Consider the following 18,368-nt stretch of genomic DNA (forward strand, 5'->3'; position numbering starts at 1 on the left):
TAGCCCAATATCAGGAAAGGTCGGCCGGCGCCGACGCTTCCAGCCACGCCAGCAGCTGGCGCAGCACGCCCGCAGCGCGCGCAAATTCAAAGTCGTCGATGGCGCTGGCCAGCGCCTGCAGGCGCTGCTGCTGGCCGTGCGGCGCCAACATGACGGCGATCTGCGCCATCAGGGCGTCGTCCAGCTGTCCGCCTTCCAGACTGGCGATGGCTTGCCGCAGCAAGGCGCCAGCGGCGGACGCATCGAGGGGGGCGGCGGCATCAGGCGTTGCGTTGGCCAGCGCCGGCTGCGCCATGGCGCCCGCCTCCAGCTCGCCGGCCAGCGCCATGAAGGCGGCAGTCAGCTGTACCAGCAATTCGGTCGCTGGCAGCTGGCGCGCGATGGCTTGCTCGATGCGTCCCAGCAGGCTTTCGACCTGCACCAGGCACAGGTTGCCCGCCGCGCCCTTGATACGGTGCAGCAAGTGGCCGGCCACGCTGCTGCCGCCACGTTCCAGCTCCGCGGTCAGCATGGCGGCGCAGTCGCCATTGGCCTGCACGAAGCGCGCAATGGCCCGTTGCAAGGTCTCGCGGCCGCCCCACAAGGCGATGCCGCGCTGCCAGTCCACCTGGCCGGCGGCCGCGCGCGCCGCCGCGCCGGAGGCAGACGGCGGCATGGCCACGGCGATATCGAGCAGGCGGGCGATTTCCGCCGTCAGCTTGTGCATCTCCAGCGGCTTCGAGGCAAAACCGTTCATGCCCGCCATCTGCGCGGCGCGCCGGTCCTGTTCCAGCACGCTGGCCGTCAGGGCGATGATGGGCGTCGCCTTCAGGCCCTGTTCGCGCTCATACACACGGATCTGGCGCGTCGCTTCCAGACCATCCATGCGCGGCATCTGCACGTCCATCAGGACGATGTCGAAGCTGCCCTTGCTGAACTCGCGCACGGCGCTCTCGCCATCGCTGGCGGCGATCACCTGGTGCCCGGCCGCGCCCAGACTGATCAGGAGCAGCTCCACGTTCTGCGGCACGTCGTCGGCCGCCAGGATGCGCAGCGGCGGCAAGGCCACCACGGGCTGCTCGCTGCGGCGCAACACGGCCTTGCCCGACGCCAGCGGCAACAATACATGGAACACGCTGCCCACGCCCAAGGTGCTTTCCACCGTGATGGTGCCACCCATCAGCTCGACCAATTGCAGCGAAATCGTCGTACCCAGGCCCGTGCCGCCAAAGCGGCGACTCATCGAGGAATCGGCTTGCGTAAACGGTGCAAAGATCTTGTCCAGGCGGTCGGCAGGGATGCCGATGCCCGTGTCGTGCACGGCGATATGCACCTGTTCGCCCTGCATGCCAACGGCCACGCGCACATGGCCCACTTCGGTGAACTTGACGGCGTTGCCGATCAGATTCGTCAGCACCTGCTGCACCCGGCGCGCGTCGCCCAGGAAGAACTGGCCCATGCCCGGATCGACATCTACGTGCAGCACCAGGTCGCGCGCCTGCGCCGTGATGCGCAGCGACGCGGCCACGTGGTCAACCAGGTCGGGCAGCGAAAAGTCCACCAGTTCCAGTTCAGTGGCGCCTTTTTCCAGCTTGGCCGTGTCGAGGATGTCGTTGAGCAGTTCGAGCAGGGAACGCGCCGACTGGCGCACCGTGCCCAGATGGCGGCGCTGCAGGCTGTCCAGGGCTGTCCCCAGCAGCACTTCCGTAAAGCCGATGATGGCGTTCATCGGCGTGCGGATTTCATGGCTCATGTTGGCCAGGAAGCTGGTTTTCGAATCGGCGGCCAGCTCGGCGCGGTCTTTCGCCGCACGCAGGTTTTCCTGCATGGCGCGCCGTTCGCTGACGTCGGTGGCCAGCTTGACCACCTTGAACGGCTTGCCGTCCGTGTTGAAGATCGGGTTGTACGAGGCCTGTATCCACACTTCCCGGCCATCCTTGTCGATGCGCTTGTACTCGCCCGTGTTGAACTGGCCATGTGCCAGCTGCTGCCAGAACGCGATGTAATCCGGCGAGGTCACATAACCCGGTTCGCAGAAGATGCTGTGGTGCAGGCCCAGCACGTCATCGAGCTGGTAGCCGACCAGGTCGAGGAAGTTCTGGTTGGCCGCCAGGATGCGTCCCTGCAGGTCGAACTCGATGACCGCCATCGCACGCGAGATGGCCGTCACCTTGCCTTCGTATTCGGCGTTGCGCAATTCGCTTTCCGTGATGTCGAGGATAACGCCGTCGATCCAGCGCACGACGCCGTCGTTATCGAGCACGGGGCCGCTGCTTTCGCGCACCCAGCGCTCGCGCCCGTCGCGGTGGATCAGGCGGTAGACGTTCTCGAAATCGCGCCGTTCGCCTGCCGCCTGCACGCAGGTTTCGTTGACGCGCTGGCGGTCGTCCGGATGCACGAGGTCGAACAGCCTGACCCGCCCTTCGATAAAGTCCTGCGGCATCCAGCCTGTCAGGTTGAAAACGGCATCGCTGATGAAAATCATTTTCCATTCGGGCGCGTAGTTGCAGTGAAAAGACACGCCGGGGATATTGCGGATCAGGGTGCGGTACTGGCGCTCGCTGTCCTTCAGCGCCTGCTCCATGCTGCGCGAAGAACGCATGTCCGTGACAAACGCCACGAACAGGGGCTGGCCCGGCGTGTCGATCTTGCCGATCGCCACGCGCATGGGCAGAACCGCGCCATCCTTGTGGCAGCCATCGAGTTCGCGTCCGCTGTCGAGGATGCGCGAGGCGCCCGTTTCCAGGTAGTCACGCAGATAACCCTCGTACTCGGCGGCGTCGGCCGGCTGCAGCAGCACGCTGGCGTCGCGCCCCACGATCTCCGCTTCGCGCCAGCCAAACAGGCTTTCCGCGGCGGGATTGAAGGAGCGCACCTTGCCCTGGCCATCGATGGTGATCAGGCCATCGGCGGCCGTATCGACGATGGCGCGCAGGCGCGATTCGCTGACGCTGGCGTGGCGCAGCAGCTGGCGGTAGCGCAGCAAGCCGTTCGCGGCGGCCACGAAGACGGTCAGGGTGACGGTGATCAGGGCCACGGCCAGGGCCACGAACGAGGCTTGCACCGTGATAGTGTTCTCGCCTGCCGTGGGCGCGCCGGAAAAGCGCGCCGCCTGCATGCCCGTGTAATGCATGCCGGAAATGGCCAGGCCCATGACAACACTGCTGACCAGCAAGGATGCCAAGGGGCTCAAGCGCTGGCGTATGGCGCTCAGGCCGAAGCGTATCCACAACGCCAGCATGGCCATGGTGACGGCTACCAGCAGCGACAGGGCAAACAGCCACGGTTGATAGTGCAGGGTCAGCGAAGTCTGCATGGCGGCCATGCCGCTGTAATGCATGGAACCGATGCCCAGTCCCACCAGCACGCCGCCCACCACCAGCTGGCGCCAGCTGATGCGCGGGCGCGCCAGCAAGTGCAGCGCCACCCACGAGGCGGCCACGCCTGGCAGCATCGACAGCAAGGTCAGGTTGGGTTCGAAGGACACGCGCGTGCAGATGTCGAAGGCCAGCATGCCGATGAAGTGCATCGACCAGATGCCGCCGCCCAATGCGATGGCGCCCGTGATGATGGCTGTCTGGCGCTGGAAGCCGCGCTCGCTGCTGCGCGCCATGCCGGCGATCTGCAGGGCCATGAACGAGGCAAAGATGGCGATGCCGATGGAAAACAGCACCAGCCCGGCATTGTGCGTGCCATAAATGTACGGCATGGTATCGGTCGAGACGGCGAAGATGGAACTAAGCATACTGTCGTGAACTAAATAGAGTGAAACATGACGTCACAAAACATGACGGCGCACCGCGCGCCGGCGCCGGGCTTTTTAGTAAAGCGGCAACACAGCGAAAATGACAACGGCAGCAGTCAACCAGGGCAAGACTCGGTCGTCACGCCCGCGCCTGCCGCGCGGGGGAAAGGTGCTCGTTCAGAGAGAAGAAGCGGAATACGTACGAACTCTGGCGCGGGTAGCTGGCCGCCAGCGTGACGATGATTTTTTAAAGAGCCATGAGTATAGTTGCTTTGCGAAAATATTCATAGGACTTCAGCAATATAGTTATCAAAAACGATAGCTATTGCGGCGGCGATGCGACAATGGCCCGTCTACGCCTGCGGTCAGCACGCGCGGACCGCGCCGGATTGCTGGCTGGACAGGCCCGCCGTCTCGCTGATAGGGATAGCGGCCAGTCTACAGCGGCGGCTGAGTTCGTCCTTGATCTGGGCAGCCACCCAGCAGCACGCTGCGCGACAGCACGGGACGCATATGCGCGATCAGTGCCGCCTGGGCCGCTGCATCCTCGGCTGGCGCAAAGCGTATTCATTGCGCGCGCGCCTTCATTGGCAACGCCGGCCGGCCGTTCAAGTGGCCAGGACCGGCATGCCGCGGAACCACGCCAGTTGCTCGCGCGTCAGGTAATTGGCGCCGTCTCCATGCAGGAAGACGACTTCGATCTCGGAGGGAATCGACGCGATCAGTTGCGCGCCCGTCACGGGAATGTTGGGAAACGCGATGCCGGCCAGGAAAGCCGGATCTTCCGCCACCGTCACGCACTGACGCTCGGGATTGGGCGACGGCACGAGGAACAGGTCGATCTGCTCGCTTTGTCCGCCGATGACGACGTGCAATTGCGCCCCCAGCAGTTCGGGCAGGATCAGCTCGATGTTATTCTCGGCGCGCGATAACTGGAAAGCGTTTTTCAGGGGCGTGAGGACAGGTGTGGCGGACATGGGAACAGTAAAAAATGGGGACGGCGGCAGTGTAGCAGAGGCGCCCGGACGGGCGCGCTCCGCTGGCGCCACGGCTACATCTTGTAGTTCAAGGACAGCAGCAAGCTGCGCGGCGCGCCGTAGCGTTCCAGCCCGCCCGACCAGGAATAGCCGAGTCCCTGGTAGTAGCGGCGGTCGAGCACGTTGTCGACATTGACGCGCAGATGCAGCTGCTCGTTGATGCGATAGCCGGCCGTCAGCCCGACGATGGCGTAGCCGCCCTGCTGCGTCAGGAAAGCCTTGTCGCGGCGGTCAATCTTGTCCTGCGCAGTCATGGAGGCGCCCAGGTTCCACCGCGCCAGACCGCCGCTCAGCTGCACATTCGTGTACAGCTTGAACAATTGCTTCGGCTCGTCCGTGGCGATGCGCTGGCCGATATTGGCCGCCACGCTATCCTTCGTGTACTTGGCCAGCACATAGGTGTAGCCGCCCGCGATCTGCCAGCCGGGCAATGGCGAGCCCGACAATTGCAGATCGACGCCTTCGCTCTGCACCTGCCCGGCAGCGCGGGCGCAATAGATGGCGCCGCCCGTCGGGCAATTGACTTCATCGGCCATGGCGCGGTTGTTTTGCCTGATGCGGAACAAGGCGCCGCTGGCGTTGAGCCTGCCGCCGAAATACTCGCCCTTGACGCCCACTTCCAGGTTGGTGCCGCTCAAAGGCGGCAAGGTATGGCCTTTTACATCGAGCACGCTTTGCGGCTGGAAGATCTGCGTGCCGCTCGCATACACGGAATGATGCTGGTCCAGATCGTAGACCAGGCCCGCGTACGGCGTGAACTTCGCGTTTTCCGTCAGGTCGCGGCGCCACGTCGGGTTGGTGGCATACCAGCCCGTGACATTCTGCGCATACCAGCCGAAGCGCCCGCCCAGCACCAGGCGCAGCGGATCGGCCAGGCTGAAGTTGCCGGCCGCATACAGGCCCTTCTCGTCCGTCTTGCGGCCCCAGTTAAACGGTTCGAACGGCGCGCCATTCATGCGGTAGGCGCGCGGATTCCAGCGGCGGATATCGATCACGCGCTTCCCGGCACCTTCCCAGCTCTGGGCCGCGTCCGAATCGTCATGGCGGTAGCTGGCGCCGACGATGACGTCATGCTGCCGACCGAACCAGGTGACGGGGCCACTCAAGCGCCAGTCGGCCACCACTTGTTGCGTGCTGTACTTCCAGCCCGTTTCCGACTGTTCCAGCAGAAACGTTGCGCCATCGACGCGGCTGTTGGTGGTATTGCGCGTGCTCGACGAGGCATCGATGCGCGTGATGGCGAAGCGGCTGCGCCAGCCCTTCTCCAGCTTCGTTTCCAGGTCGGCGAAGACCACGTTGTTGTCGCGTTTCTGGAACGAGTCGGCGTTGTTCAGGAAAGTCGAGCGGGGCAAGTCCATGTGGCGGCCATCGGGCAAGGTCGGCAAGCCGACAAACACGCCATCGGTGCGGCTGTGCTGGCGCGAGAAGCCGATGCCGGCCGTGGTCGATGGCGTCAGGTCCGCTTCCACGATCGCATACACGGTGCCATTGGTATTGTTGACCACGTCGACAAAGCTATCGCTGTCGCGCCAGCTGGCCGCCACGCGCCCGCGCACACTGCCCGAGGCGTTCAAGGCATTGCTGGCGTCCACCGTCAATTGCCGGTCCTTCCAGCTGCCCAGGTGGGCAGACGCGTTCAGCAAGGGCGTGGCCGTGGGACGCTTGCGTATCATGTTGATGCTGCCCGACGGCGCGCCCGCCCCTTCCATCAAGCCCGTGGCGCCGCGCACCACTTCCACGCGGTCGTACATCAGCATGTCGGCGGAGACGTTGCGCTCGTTAAAACCCGTGACATCGATCGGCAAGCCATCGACATTCACGTGGCTCAAGGCGAAGCCGCGCGCAAAATACGTGGTTTCCTGGTCGGACACGCCCTGCGTCTTGCCATACAGGCCGGGCGTGGCACGCGCCACATCCTGCAAGGTGGTCAGGTCGAAATCCTCCATTTGCTGGCGCGAAATGACGCTGACTGTTTGCGGCGTGTGGCGCTGCGACAGGTTCAAGCCCGTGGCCGTCGACATATTCCTCGACGTGTATAAGCCCGTGCCTTCCGTGGCGCGGTCCGCCTCGGCGCTGACGATCACGGCGGGCATGCTGTCCAGGCCGCCATCGGCCGTGCTGGTATTGATTTTGCGCAAAAGATAATTGCCATTGCCGTTTTCAAGCACTTCGAGGCCGCTACCTTGCAGCAGTTTTTGCAGGCCGGCGGAGACGCCATGGCGGCCCTGCAAGCCCGGCGTCGCCAAGCCGTCGAGCGCCACGCCCTGGGTGGACAGGTTGATGCCGGCGGCGATGGCAAACGTGGACAGCGCATCGCGCAGGCTGCCGGCGGGAATGCCGTAGTCGCGTACGTTAGCGGCCGGGCTGGACTCGGCGGCCACCGCCGCCTGCGGCAAGCCGGTGCCGGCGACGCCCACGGCGAGGAGCAGGACCAGCGCGGCACGCACGGCGCCGGTGGCGGGATGGAGCGCGAGTGGCGTCCATGGTGAGAATAAGCGGTGCTGCACAGCCATGTGGACCCTTTCGATGGTTCGGATTGTTCGTTCTCTACCTTGTATGACGAAGCAATCTGAAAAAAGGGACAGGCAAGCGGCAAATTCTGCGTCAAGCCGCCTCGACACTGATCCAGTAGCGCGTGCGGCGCGCCAACCGGATCGGCAAGGAGCGCTGCAGCAAGAGCAGGATGTTGTCCGGCTCGTTCAGCTGGAAGATGCCGTCCACGGGCATGGCAGCCAGCGCGGGATCGCAGCGGATGACGCCGTAGCGATAGCGCGCCACCTGTTCGAGCAGCTCGCCCAGCGGCATGCGCTCGGCGATCAGCACACCCTGCAGCCAGCCGGCAGCGTGCAGCGCCAGCGGCGACAAGGGGGCAACGGCCACGTCATCGAAACTGCCCTGCTGGCCCGCATTGACCTTGCGCAAGGCACTGGGACTCTCCCTGGGCTGGATCTCGACGGCGCCTTCGCTGACGCTCACCTGCGTGCGCGGCGCCAGCACGCTGCCATCCTGGCGCACGCTGAAATGCGTGCCCAGCGCGCGCACGGCGCCATTGCTGCTGCGCACGAGGAACGGTCGCGCCGGCACGGCTTTGTCGTGCACCGTGGCGACATGGAGTTCGCCCGCATGCAATATCACGCGCCGCGCCGCGTCGTCAAAGCGCACATCGATGGCCGTGTCCGTATTGAGCACCAGTTGCGTGCCATCCGGTAATGTCATGTGGCGGATTTCGCCCCTGGCCGTACGGATGGCAGGATGCCACGCTTGCCACGCTTGCCAGCCTTGCCACGGTAGCGACCGGCTGGCCAGCCACAGCGCCGGCCCGACCGCGATCAGCCCGGCCAAGCCGTAGAGCACGGCACGCCGCTGCGGCGACTGCGGCGCCGCGTCCGCCGTCTGGCGCAGCGCGGGCGGCACGCTGGCCAGGGTGCTGCACACCAGCTCGGCCCGCTTCCACGCCGTTTCGTGTGCGGGATCGCTGGCGCGCCAGGCCTGGAAGGCTTGCTGCTCGTCAGGGTTCAAGGCGCCTGCATGCAGGCGCACCAGCCATTGCGCCGCCCCCCGCGCGGCGCGGGGATCGATGGAAACCGTGTTCGCGCTCACAGGGTCAGCAGGATGCAGCGTTCAAACGCCTGCACCATGTAACGTTTGATGCTGCGCTCGCTCACGGCCAGGCGCCGGGCGATTTCCCCATAAGCGAGGCCGTCCACATGCGCCAGCAGGAAGGCGCTGCGCACCAGCGGCGGCAAGCCGTCGAGCATCACATCGATGCGCTGCAAGGCTTCGCGCACCAGCAAACGCTCTTCCGGCGACTGCATCAGCAGATCGGGCTGCTGCGCCAGGGTTTCCAGCCACGCCTGCTCCAGAGACAGGCGCCGGTAATGGTCGATCAGCAGTCGCTGCGCCACGGTCGTCAGGTAGGCGCGCGGTTCGCGCAAGGTCTGCCGGCCTTCCGGCGGCGCCGTCAGCAGGCGCACGAAGGTATCCTGCGCCAGGTCGGCCGCATGGTCCGCGCACTGCAGCTTGGCGCGCAACCAGCGCATCAGCCAGCCGTGGTGGCTGCTGTAGATGCCTGCTATCGACTCGCTGGACTGCGCAATGTTCACTAGGGACTCCGATGCGCTCAAGGCAAGGCGCGTCTAATTGATAATAATTCTCATTATCACAAATCATTGCCTTCGGCGTCAATGCCGGCGCCTGCCTATCCCTGAAAACTGTTGTTTCAGCGTGGCTGCTAGCGGTTTATATACAGGCTCTTCATTACCATGCCGCCGCGCATTTTCTTGGCGCCCGGCGTCAGCCCTGCTGGACAAGCGCCCAGAAACACCCCCGTCAGTTCAGTCCGCTGCACCTCGGTCTTGCCGTTCAATTCCATCGTGGTGTCGGCGATCAAAGTGTATGCCTTGGCAAGGTCGCCCTTGAAGCTGCCGGCCAGCATGGCACCCGGACAGCTGGACTGGAAGTGGTAACTGTCGCCCTGGCGGCTTTGCGACGCGATCTGGCATTCCTGCTCAAAATCGCTCCATAAGTCATCTTCGATCAGGCGGTCGTATTGCTGGTCAACACAGATTTCCCAGGAAAACGGCGAGGTGGCGGGCATCACCCTCCACAACCCCGTGGCGCGCTGCAGGCGCTGCACAGGCTCGGCCGCCGAGGCGAACGTGGCCGCGCACAGGGGAAGGATAGTCATCAGGAACAGGGTCGCGCTGCGCTTCATGGGCATTCCCTTTTGGCTAAAAGCTGGAATATAGCAAAGAGGAATGCCCGCAGGCCGCACGCTTAGCCGTATATGACGGTCGCGGGTGATTACGCCAGAGTGGGTTTCTCGGGCTTTGCGACCAGCACGAAGGGAATGGCAAACGGCCCCAGAAACACCACCAGGATGGCCCTGACAGCAGTTGTTTTCAAGGAGCGGCGTTTGGCAATGAAGAGGCAAGCGAAGGCCGACAGCGACCAGATCAAGGCAGGCAGGTATGCAGTCATCATGAACTCCGGATGCGCCTTGGAAGGCAGGAAAACCATGCTGACACGGAACGGCGGCCACCGCAATGGCAGATTGGGCACCTGCCATTGCGGTGGCCGGCCAACCGCCTCTCTTTCAGCCATTCTTAAGGCTGCAGGCGGCTGTCGGCCAGCGATGTGCTCAATAATACACGGTCAGTGCTGGCCGATCTTCATGATTTTCAGCGCGTTCGTGCCGCCGACCTTGCCCATCGGCTCGCCCCAGGTCAGCACGACGGTGTCGCCCTTGGCCACGACTTTATGTTCCAGCAGCAAGTCTTCCGCCTGTTGCAAGACCTTGTCGCGGTCGGTGCCGGACGTCAGTTCCAGGGTGCTGACGTTGCGGTACAGGGCCAGCTTGCGGCGCGTGCCCACGCTGGGGGTCAGCGCGACGATGGGGATGTCGATGTTGCAACGGCTCATCCACAAGGCCGTGGAGCCCGATTCCGTCAGGGTGGCAATCGCCTTCACGCGCAAGTGGTGCGCCGTAAACAGGGCGCCGTAGGCGATCGACTGGTCGATGCGCGAGAACGTGGCGTTGAGGAAATCGGCGTCCAGCTTGCAGGTATCCCATTTTTCCGCGTCCAGGCAAATGGCGGCCATGGCTTCCACCGTCTCGATCGGGTAGCGGCCCGAGGCCGTTTCCGCCGACGTCATGACAGCATCCGTGCCGTCCAGCACGGCATTGGCAACATCGGACACTTCCGCGCGCGTCGGCACGGCGTTGACGATCATCGATTCCATCATCTGCGTGGCCGTAATCGCCAGTTTGTTTGACGCGCGCGCCATCTTGATCATGCGCTTTTGCAGGGCCGGCACGGCCGCATTGCCCACTTCCACGGCCAGATCGCCGCGTGCCACCATGATGCCGTCGGAGGCGTCGAGAATTTCTTGCAGCGCAGGAATGGCTTCTGCCCGCTCGATCTTGGCGATCATCATCGGCTTGTGGTCCCACGCTTCGCCGGCGATATTGGCCAGCTGGCGCGCCATCACCATGTCGGTGGCGTTTTTCGGGAAGGACACGGCCACGTAATCGGCCTGGAAGCTCATCGCCGTTTTCACGTCTTCCATGTCCTTGGCCGTCAAGGCCGGGGCCGACAAGCCGCCGCCCTGGCGGTTGATGCCCTTGTTGTTCGACAATTCGCCGCCGATTTTCACTGTCGTGTGGATTTCGCTGCCGACGACCTTGTCCACCGTCAAAACGATGAGGCCGTCGTTGAGCAGCAGCACGTCGGCCGTGCGCAAGTCGCGCGGCAATTCCTTGTAGTCGAGGCCGCAACGCTCCAAATTGCCCAGCTCGCCGTTTTCGCCCCATTTCGCGTCGAGGATGAAGGAAGCGCCATTTTCCAGGAAAATCTTGCCTTCTTCAAACTTGCCGACGCGAATCTTCGGGCCTTGCAAGTCGGCCATGATGGCCACTTCGCGGCCGCACAGGGCTGCCGCTTCGCGCACCATGCGGGCGCGGTCGATATGGTCTTGCGCCTTGCCATGCGAAAAGTTCAGGCGCACGACGTCGACGCCGGCCTTGAACATGCGGACCAGGGTATCGATATCGTTCGAAGCGGGGCCGATGGTGGAAACGATCTTGGTAGCGCGTTGCTGTACTTGCATGGTCATGGTGTGCTGCTTTCTATAATGAGTTGCTACAAGGGCCAGCCTTGTGGGCCGGCCGTCCTGGTGCGCTGGATCGGCGGTACTACGTTCTTACTTGGCCGCCATCAGGGCGACCGTGGTGTCCAACATGCGGTTCGAGAAGCCCCACTCGTTGTCGTACCACGACGACACTTTCACGAGGCGCCCCGAGACCTTGGTCAGGGTCGCATCGAAGTTCGACGAAGCCGGATTGTGGTTGAAATCGATGGAAACGAGCGGTTCCGTCTGGTACGTTAAAATGCCCTTCAGCGCGCCTTCCGACGCCGTTTTCAGCAAGGCGTTGACTTCCTCGACCGTGGTGTCGCGCTTGGCGATGAAGGACAGGTCGACCAGCGAGACGTTAATCGTCGGCACGCGGATGGCAAAGCCGTCCAGCTTGCCATTCAGTTCCGGCAAGACCAGGCCGACAGCCGCTGCAGCGCCCGTCTTGGTGGGGATCATCGAATGCGTGGCCGAGCGGGCGCGGCGCAAGTCTTCATGCATCACGTCGGACAACACCTGGTCATTCGTGTAGGCGTGCACGGTGGTCATCAGGCCCGATTCGATGCCGATGGCGTCGTTGAGCGGTTTTACCAGTGGCGCCAGGCAATTCGTCGTGCACGAGGCATTCGAGATGACCGTGTCCGACGCTTTCAGCACGTGCTGGTTGACGCCAAACACGATGGTGGCGTCCACATCCTTGCCACCAGGGGCCGAGATGATGACTTTTTTCGCCCCGCCCTTCAGGTGGGCCGAGGCTTTTTCCTTGGTGATGAAGAAGCCTGTGCATTCAAGCACCACGTCGACGCCCAGTTCGCCCCAGGGTATCAGGGCCGGATCGCGCTGCGCGAAGACGCGGATGCGGTCGCCATTGACGATCATGTTGTCGCCATCGATGGTGACGACGCCGGGAAACTTGCCGTGCACCGTGTCGTAGCGCGTCAAATGCGCATTCGACTTGGCGTCGCCCAGGTCGTTGATGGCGACGATCTCGATATCCTGCTGCTTGCCGCCTTCATAAAACGCGCGCAAGACATTGCGGCCGATGCGGCCATAGCCATTGATGGCAACTTTGATGGTCATGCTGTCTCCTTGATGTTTTTTACTTAAAACTAGCCCAAGTACAAAGCTGGGGTCAGACCCGGCGGGGGAATACGCCCCAGTGGGGCGTATTCCGATCACGTAGTGACTGACCCCAAAAAATTAACCGCTGTTGCGCAACCCTGCCGCAATCCCATTGATCGACAAATGAATCCCCGTGCGCGCCGCCGCATCCTGCTTGCCCTCGCGGAAACGTTTCAACAGCTCCACCTGCACGTGATTGAGCGGGTCGATGTACGGGAAACGGTTGCGTATCGAGCGCTGCATCAGCGGGTTGGCTTGCTGCAACTCTTCCTGACCCGTGATCAGCTTCAAGGCGTCAAGGGTGGCCGCGTATTCGGCGCGGATGCGGGTAAAGATGGCCTCGCGCAAGGCCTTGTCCTTGACCAGTTCCGCATACTTGCCGGCAATCGCGATGTCGCTCTTGGCCAGGACCATATCCATGTTCGACAGCAGGGACGTGAAGAAGGGCCAGTCCGTGTACATGCCGCGCAGCACGTCCGCGCCATCCGCCGGATGGGCGGCCAGGTAAGCTTGCACGGCGGAACCAAAGCCGAACCAGCCCGGCAGCATCAAACGGCATTGCGCCCAGCTCAAGACCCAGGGAATTGCGCGCAAATCCTCGATGGACGTGGATTTCTTGCGCGAGGCGGGACGGCTGCCGATATTCAGCGCGGCAATTTCCGCGATCACTGTCGATTCCCAGAAATACTGTTCGAAGCCGTCCGTGCCGTAGACGAGGTCGCGGTAAGCGTTCAGGGCCGTGCCGGACAGCTCTTCCATGGCGGCCAGGTGGCCCGCGCCGGCCGAGGCCTTCGGCTGCAGCTGCGCCTGCGGCAGCAAGGTCGACTGGATGGTGGCAGCCACCAGCACTTCCAGGTTGCGGCGCCCTACTTCCGGGTTCGCATACTTGGCCGTAATGACTTCGCCCTGCTCCGTCAAACGGATCTGTCCCTGCACGGCGCCAGCCGGCTGGGCCAGGATGGCTTCGTAGCTGGGGCCGCCGCCGCGCCCGACGGACCCGCCGCGGCCGTGGAACAGCCGCAGCTTGATCTGTTCTTGCTTGAAGACCGTCACCAGTTCGATCTCCGCCTTGTAGAGTTCCCAGCCGGACGTGAGGAAGCCGCCGTCCTTGTTGCTGTCCGAGTAACCCAGCATGACTTCCTGCTGGTCCGCGCGCGAGACCAGCAAGCCCCGGTAGAACGGCAAGCCGAAGGCGCGCGCCATGATGGCGGGACCGGCGCGCAAGTCGTCGATCGTTTCAAACAGGGGGATGATGTTGACATCGACTTCGCGGCTGTCCTGGCGCAGCAAGCCCACTTCTTTCAGCAGCAAGGCCACTTCCAGCAAGTCCGAGACGCTGGCCGCCTTCGAGATGATGCAGTTCGGCACCGATTCACGGCCATATTTGACGTGGGCTTCGCGCACGGCGCGGAAGATGTCGAGTTCGGACGTGGTTACTTCCGAGTACTGCGCATACGGCGACGTCAGCAAGCGTGGCGACTCCAGCTCGGCCAGCAGCACGGCGATGCGCTGCTCTTCATCCAGGTCCAGATAGACGAGGCCCGGCTGGGCGCCGGCGAACAGTTCACCCACGACACGCTCGTGCACGTCGGAATTCTGGCGCAGATCGAGCGGCGCCAGCGAAAAGCCGAACACCTTGACGGCGCGGCGCAGCTGGCGCAGCCGGCCACGCGCCAACGCGCGCAAGCCATTGCTGACCAGCGAATGCTGGACCACGTCCAGGTCGGCCAGTAGCTCGGCCGCCGCAGCGTAGGGCTGCACGCTTTCGGCGTGCTTGCCCGCATTGCCACCCTTATTGGAAAGAACCACGCGCGTGGCCTCCAGGCGCGCATGGATGCCATGCAGAGCGCGACGGTACGGCTCGTCGACGCGGTGCGGCGACGCGTCGGCCGAGCGTTCGGCCAGCGCGCGCAGCGGCTCGCTGCAGGCGTTCAATATTTGCGCCAGGGACAGTTGCGAAGCGAGCTTGCGCAAGTCACCGAGGTAAAAGTCGAGTACTTTGTCAGCCTGCGTCTGCAGGGTGCTGCGCAGGATGTCGGCCGTGACGAAGGGGTTGCCGTCGCGGTCACCGCCTATCCAGCTGCCGACCTTCATGAAATTGGGCAATTCCGCATCTTCCCAGCGGGCATCGCGCTGGGCCAGCATGGTTTCCAGCGAGGAATACAGTTTCGGCAGTTCGCGCAGGATGGTGTGGTCGTAGAACGACAGGCCATTGGCCACTTCATCCATGACGGACAGCTTGCTCGTACGCAGCAGGCGCGTCTGCCACAGGGTGACGATGCCACGGCCCAGCGCTTCTTCGTTTTGCTCGGCCTCTTCCGGCGTCATTTGCACGCGGTCGCGCTCGCTCAACAGGCGCGCGATGGCCATCTGGCAATTCTGGATGCTCTTGCGCTGCACTTCCGTCGGATGCGCCGTGAAGACGGGGCTGACAAACGCATCTTCAAAGAACGATGCCAGCGCATCGGCCTTGCCCGCGTCGAACACATTGCCGACGGCATGGCTGAGGCTACCCTGGCGCGGTGGCGAACCGGCGATCAAATGGGCGCGCGTGCGGCGGATGTGATGTTGGTCTTCTGCAATGTTGGCCAGCAGCGAGAAATAGCTGAAAGCGCGCGTCAATTGGGTGGTTTCTTCCTGCGACAGCGCCTGCAGCGCGTCCGACAGCTGCGCGCGCGCCACTTCATCGTTGTCGCGGCGGAAACGGATGGCCAGCTGGCGCACATGCTCGATGCGCTCAAAGGCGGGGTCCCCCAGGTGGTTGCGGATGGCGTCGCCCAGCAGACGGCCCAGCTGGCGGATATCGCTGCTCAGCAGCTCGTCTTTCACTTCATTCATTTGCATGGTATTCATTTCCTGGGGCGGCCACGACGGCACCGCACAGATTGCGTAGTACGCGCTCCCCGGCCCGGGAAACGCCCATCATCCATTTTGTAGTAAATTTACCTTATTGCTTCACCATCCTCTTGATTTCCATCAATAAAAATCATACCCAAAGGGCCGACAAGGGCTTGCAAGCTGTTTGCCAGGGCAACAATATGAAAATTTACTACGCATTTAAGCGAAAGGCAATCAAATTTGTCTTTCGAGGCTGAAAAGTGACGACGTATCACCTATTGCGGTAGCGGCAGCCAGGCGCTCTCATGTATGCTGGAGATGAACAAGGATGTAATCCACATCTTTATGAACGTTATCCCATGCGACTGACTGCCTACACTGACTACACCCTGCGCACCTTGATGTACCTGGGCGTGCACCGCGACCGGCTCGTGACCATCCAGGACATCGCCGACCTGCATTCCATCTCGAAAAATCACTTGATGAAGGTGGTGCACCAGCTGGGCCTGTCAGGCATCGTGGAAACCGTGCGCGGGCGCAACGGCGGCCTGCGCCTGGCGCGCGACCCGGCCGAGATCAATATCGGCACCGTGGTGCGCGAAACGGAAAACGATTTTTTTATGGCGGAATGTTTTAACAAGGAAAACAATACCTGCCCGCTGACGCCAGACTGCCTGCTGAAGGCCAAGCTGGGCCAGGCCACGGGCGCCTTCCTGGCCGTGCTCGACACGGTGACCCTGGCAACCATCCTGGAGCCCGCAGGCAATGTGCCCGCGCTGGCGGCGGGCGTGATTCCCCTGCATCTGGCCAAGTAAGCCCGAAAGTAAGCACTTTAGTGCTGTGCGCTAAAACAACAATGCCCGGCGAACCGGGCATTGTTTCCTTCAGCAACTGACTACAGCATCAATGCGCGCTGGCGCCTGCCGCACCGATGCCCGTTTCCGAACGCATTTGCTGCGCTTCGTAACCGGCGCGGTCGATGCGCGCGCGCGGGCTCTTGTCGAGCACCGAGAACAGCCATATGCCGACGAAGCCTGCCGTCATCGAGAACAGCGCCGGCGAGGCGTAAGGGAACAGCGCCGCCGGGTGGCCCAGCACGTCGACCCACACGGACTTCGACACCACCGTCAGCGCAACGGCCGTGGTCAAGCCCAGGAAGCCGCCGATGGTGGCGCCCCGCGTGGTGCAGTCTTTCCACAGCACCGACATGAACAGCACGGGGAAGTTGGCCGAAGCGGCGATGGCGAAGGCCAGCGAGACCATGAAGGCGATATTCTGCTTCTCGAAGGCAATACCCAGCACCACGGCAATAATGCCCAGCACGATCGTCGTCACGCGCGACACTTTCAATTCATTGGCGCCCGTGGCCTTGCCCTTCTTGATGACGGTGGCATACAGATCGTGCGACACGGCCGAAGCACCCGACAGCGTCAAGCCCGCCACGACGGCCAGGATGGTGGCAAACGCGACAGCCGACATGAAGCCGAGGAACACATTACCGCCCACGGCCTTGGCCAGATGCACGGCCGCCATGTTATTACCGCCCAGCAGCTTGCCGGCAGCATCCTTGAACTCGGGATTGGTGCTCACCAGCACGATGGCGCCAAAGCCGATGATGAAGGTCAGAATGTAAAAGTAGGCGATCCAGGTGGTGGCCCAGAACACGGATTTACGCGCTTCCTTGGCGCTCGGCACCGTAAAGAAACGCATCAGGATGTGCGGCAAGCCGGCCGTACCAAACATCAGCGCCATGCCAAACGAGATGGCCGAGATCGGGTCCTTGATGAAGGACCCGGGGCCCATGATGGCTTCCTTGGTGGCATGCACGTCCACCGACTTGGCGAACAGCGCTTCCGGGCTGAAGTTGAATTGCGCCAGCACGGCCACGGCCATGAAGGTGGCGCCGCCCAGCAGCATCACGGCCTTGATGATCTGCACCCAGGTGGTGGCCGTCATGCCGCCAAACAGCACGTAGATCATCATCAATGTGCCCACCAGGACGACAGCGATCCAGTATTCCAGGCCGAACAGCAGCTTGATCAGCTGGCCCGCGCCCACCATCTGCGCGATCAGGTAGAACGCCACCACGACCAGGGTGCCGGAAGCCGAGAAAATGCGGATCGGCGCCTGCTTGAAGCGGTAGGCGGCCACGTCGGCAAACGTGTAGCGGCCCAGGTTGCGCAGGCGCTCGGCCATCAGGAAAGTGATGATGGGCCAGCCGACGAGAAAACCGATGGCGTAGATCAGGCCGTCATAGCCGTTGAGGAAGACGGCGGCGGAAATGCCGAGGAAGGAAGCGGCAGACATATAGTCACCCGCAATGGCCAGGCCATTCTGGAAGCCTGTGATGCCGCCGCCGGCCGTGTAGAAATCGGAGGCCGACTTGGTCTTCGCGGCCGCCCATTTGGTGACGAACAGGGTGAAGATGACGAAGGCGGCGAACATGATGATCGCCGTCCAGTTGGTCGGCTGCTTGACTGCCTGGCCCAGGTCGGCGCCGGCCGCCAGCACGCTGTTGCTGGCGCTCGCCAGCAAGGTCAAGGCTGCCAGGCAGGAAAATGTGCGTTGCATCGATGGGGCGCGGCTCATGCTTGCACCCGTGCCTGGATGGCGCTGGTCAGATCGTCGAATTGCTTGTTGGCGCGGCGCACATAAATGCCGGTGATCACCACGGTAAACACGATGACGAACAGGCCGATCGGCATGCCCCAGGTCATCACGCCGGCGCCCGTTTTAGTGGCAAGAAATTCCTTGTTGAAGGCGATGAGCAGGATGTAGCCGTAGTACACCAGCATCATCAGGCCCGTCAGCGCCCAGCCGAAGCGGGAACGCACCTTGAGCAGTTGATGGTAGTTGGGGTCGCCCTTGATTTTCTGAACCAGATCGTCATGCATTGTGTTGCCTCCTGTTATGTAAAAGCGTGCTCTTTTATGCGAGCTTGGATTCACAGTACAGCGCGAGACTTACCCGCCCCTTACGGCAGCGGTTTTTTCTCGCAGGAGCAACACAAGGCA

13 protein-coding genes are annotated in these 18,368 nt (G+C 62.9%); 1 reads left to right on the top strand and 12 read right to left on the bottom strand.

Annotation, left to right across the window (positions count from 1 at the left end; translation table 11 throughout):
* Positions 1-10 precede the first annotated feature (10 nt).
* From ACQ4WP_RS15170 to ppc, 10 genes are all read right to left on the bottom strand, one after another.
* A complete protein-coding gene (locus ACQ4WP_RS15170) occupies positions 11-3,724 on the bottom strand; it encodes a PAS domain S-box protein (protein WP_436521949.1) in 3,714 nt (1,237 codons plus the stop codon).
* A 608-nt stretch (positions 3,725-4,332) separates the two neighbouring features.
* Positions 4,333-4,701, bottom strand: a complete 369-nt coding sequence (locus tag ACQ4WP_RS15175; RefSeq protein WP_436521951.1) for a hypothetical protein — start codon at positions 4,699-4,701, stop codon at positions 4,333-4,335.
* A gap of 74 nt (positions 4,702-4,775) precedes the next feature.
* On the bottom strand, positions 4,776-7,274 hold the full coding sequence (locus tag ACQ4WP_RS15180; protein ID WP_436521953.1) for a TonB-dependent siderophore receptor: 2,499 nt from the start codon (positions 7,272-7,274) through the stop codon (positions 4,776-4,778).
* A 91-nt stretch (positions 7,275-7,365) separates the two neighbouring features.
* Entirely contained in the window at positions 7,366-8,361 is a 996-nt protein-coding gene (locus tag ACQ4WP_RS15185; protein ID WP_436521955.1) for a FecR domain-containing protein, read from the bottom strand.
* A complete protein-coding gene (locus tag ACQ4WP_RS15190; RefSeq protein ID WP_436521957.1) occupies positions 8,358-8,864 on the bottom strand; it encodes a sigma-70 family RNA polymerase sigma factor in 507 nt (168 codons plus the stop codon). The genes ACQ4WP_RS15185 and ACQ4WP_RS15190 overlap by 4 nt, the downstream gene beginning before the upstream one ends.
* 128 nt (positions 8,865-8,992) lie before the next feature.
* The gene (locus ACQ4WP_RS15195; protein ID WP_436521959.1) at positions 8,993-9,475 is read right to left on the bottom strand and encodes a DUF3617 domain-containing protein; all 483 of its coding nucleotides are present in this window, start codon (positions 9,473-9,475) and stop codon (positions 8,993-8,995) included.
* Positions 9,476-9,564: 89 nt separating this feature from the next.
* On the bottom strand, positions 9,565-9,864 hold the full coding sequence (locus ACQ4WP_RS15200; RefSeq protein ID WP_436521961.1) for a hypothetical protein: 300 nt from the start codon (positions 9,862-9,864) through the stop codon (positions 9,565-9,567).
* A gap of 51 nt (positions 9,865-9,915) precedes the next feature.
* Entirely contained in the window at positions 9,916-11,376 is a 1,461-nt protein-coding gene (gene pyk / locus ACQ4WP_RS15205) for a pyruvate kinase (protein ID WP_436521963.1), read from the bottom strand.
* Positions 11,377-11,463: 87 nt separating this feature from the next.
* Positions 11,464-12,474: a type I glyceraldehyde-3-phosphate dehydrogenase gene (gene gap / locus ACQ4WP_RS15210; RefSeq protein ID WP_436521965.1), complete on the bottom strand. Its 1,011-nt coding sequence runs from the start codon at positions 12,472-12,474 to the stop codon at positions 11,464-11,466.
* A 120-nt stretch (positions 12,475-12,594) separates the two neighbouring features.
* Positions 12,595-15,360 (bottom strand): phosphoenolpyruvate carboxylase, encoded by a 2,766-nt coding sequence (gene ppc, locus ACQ4WP_RS15215; protein ID WP_436521967.1) that lies wholly within the window; start codon positions 15,358-15,360, stop codon positions 12,595-12,597.
* 353 nt (positions 15,361-15,713) lie between these two features.
* Here ppc and ACQ4WP_RS15220 point away from each other — a divergent pair, with 353 nt between their 5' ends.
* Positions 15,714-16,169, top strand: coding sequence for an RrF2 family transcriptional regulator (locus ACQ4WP_RS15220; RefSeq protein WP_436521969.1), 456 nt, complete (start codon positions 15,714-15,716; stop codon positions 16,167-16,169).
* A gap of 88 nt (positions 16,170-16,257) precedes the next feature.
* On the opposite strand, the gene ACQ4WP_RS15225 is transcribed toward ACQ4WP_RS15220, so the two are convergent.
* Together ACQ4WP_RS15225 and ACQ4WP_RS15230 are read right to left on the bottom strand one after the other, a co-directional pair.
* Positions 16,258-17,943: a cation acetate symporter gene (locus ACQ4WP_RS15225; protein ID WP_436521971.1), complete on the bottom strand. Its 1,686-nt coding sequence runs from the start codon at positions 17,941-17,943 to the stop codon at positions 16,258-16,260.
* Positions 17,940-18,248 (bottom strand): DUF485 domain-containing protein, encoded by a 309-nt coding sequence (locus ACQ4WP_RS15230; protein ID WP_436521973.1) that lies wholly within the window; start codon positions 18,246-18,248, stop codon positions 17,940-17,942. The genes ACQ4WP_RS15225 and ACQ4WP_RS15230 overlap by 4 nt, the downstream gene beginning before the upstream one ends.
* Positions 18,249-18,368 lie beyond the last annotated feature (120 nt).

This window comes from Janthinobacterium lyxosi, assembly GCF_051380665.1.
GTDB lineage: Bacteria > Pseudomonadota > Gammaproteobacteria > Burkholderiales > Burkholderiaceae_D > Janthinobacterium.

Excerpts from the sequence above, each read along its gene's own strand:
- ACQ4WP_RS15170 (WP_436521949.1), bottom strand. The coding sequence starts at position 3,724 with ATGCTTAGTTCCATCTTCGCCGTCTCGACCGATACCATGCCGTACATT.
- ACQ4WP_RS15175 (WP_436521951.1), bottom strand. The coding sequence starts at position 4,701 with ATGTCCGCCACACCTGTCCTCACGCCCCTGAAAAACGCTTTCCAGTTA.
- ACQ4WP_RS15180 (WP_436521953.1), bottom strand. The coding sequence starts at position 7,274 with ATGGCTGTGCAGCACCGCTTATTCTCACCATGGACGCCACTCGCGCTC.
- ACQ4WP_RS15195 (WP_436521959.1), bottom strand. The coding sequence starts at position 9,475 with ATGAAGCGCAGCGCGACCCTGTTCCTGATGACTATCCTTCCCCTGTGC.
- ACQ4WP_RS15200 (WP_436521961.1), bottom strand. The coding sequence starts at position 9,864 with ATGGCTGAAAGAGAGGCGGTTGGCCGGCCACCGCAATGGCAGGTGCCC.
- pyk (WP_436521963.1), bottom strand. The coding sequence starts at position 11,376 with ATGACCATGCAAGTACAGCAACGCGCTACCAAGATCGTTTCCACCATC.
- gap (WP_436521965.1), bottom strand. The coding sequence starts at position 12,474 with ATGACCATCAAAGTTGCCATCAATGGCTATGGCCGCATCGGCCGCAAT.
- ppc (WP_436521967.1), bottom strand. The coding sequence starts at position 15,360 with ATGCAAATGAATGAAGTGAAAGACGAGCTGCTGAGCAGCGATATCCGC.
- ACQ4WP_RS15220 (WP_436521969.1), top strand. The coding sequence starts at position 15,714 with ATGCGACTGACTGCCTACACTGACTACACCCTGCGCACCTTGATGTAC.
- ACQ4WP_RS15225 (WP_436521971.1), bottom strand. The coding sequence starts at position 17,943 with ATGAGCCGCGCCCCATCGATGCAACGCACATTTTCCTGCCTGGCAGCC.
- ACQ4WP_RS15230 (WP_436521973.1), bottom strand. The coding sequence starts at position 18,248 with ATGCATGACGATCTGGTTCAGAAAATCAAGGGCGACCCCAACTACCAT.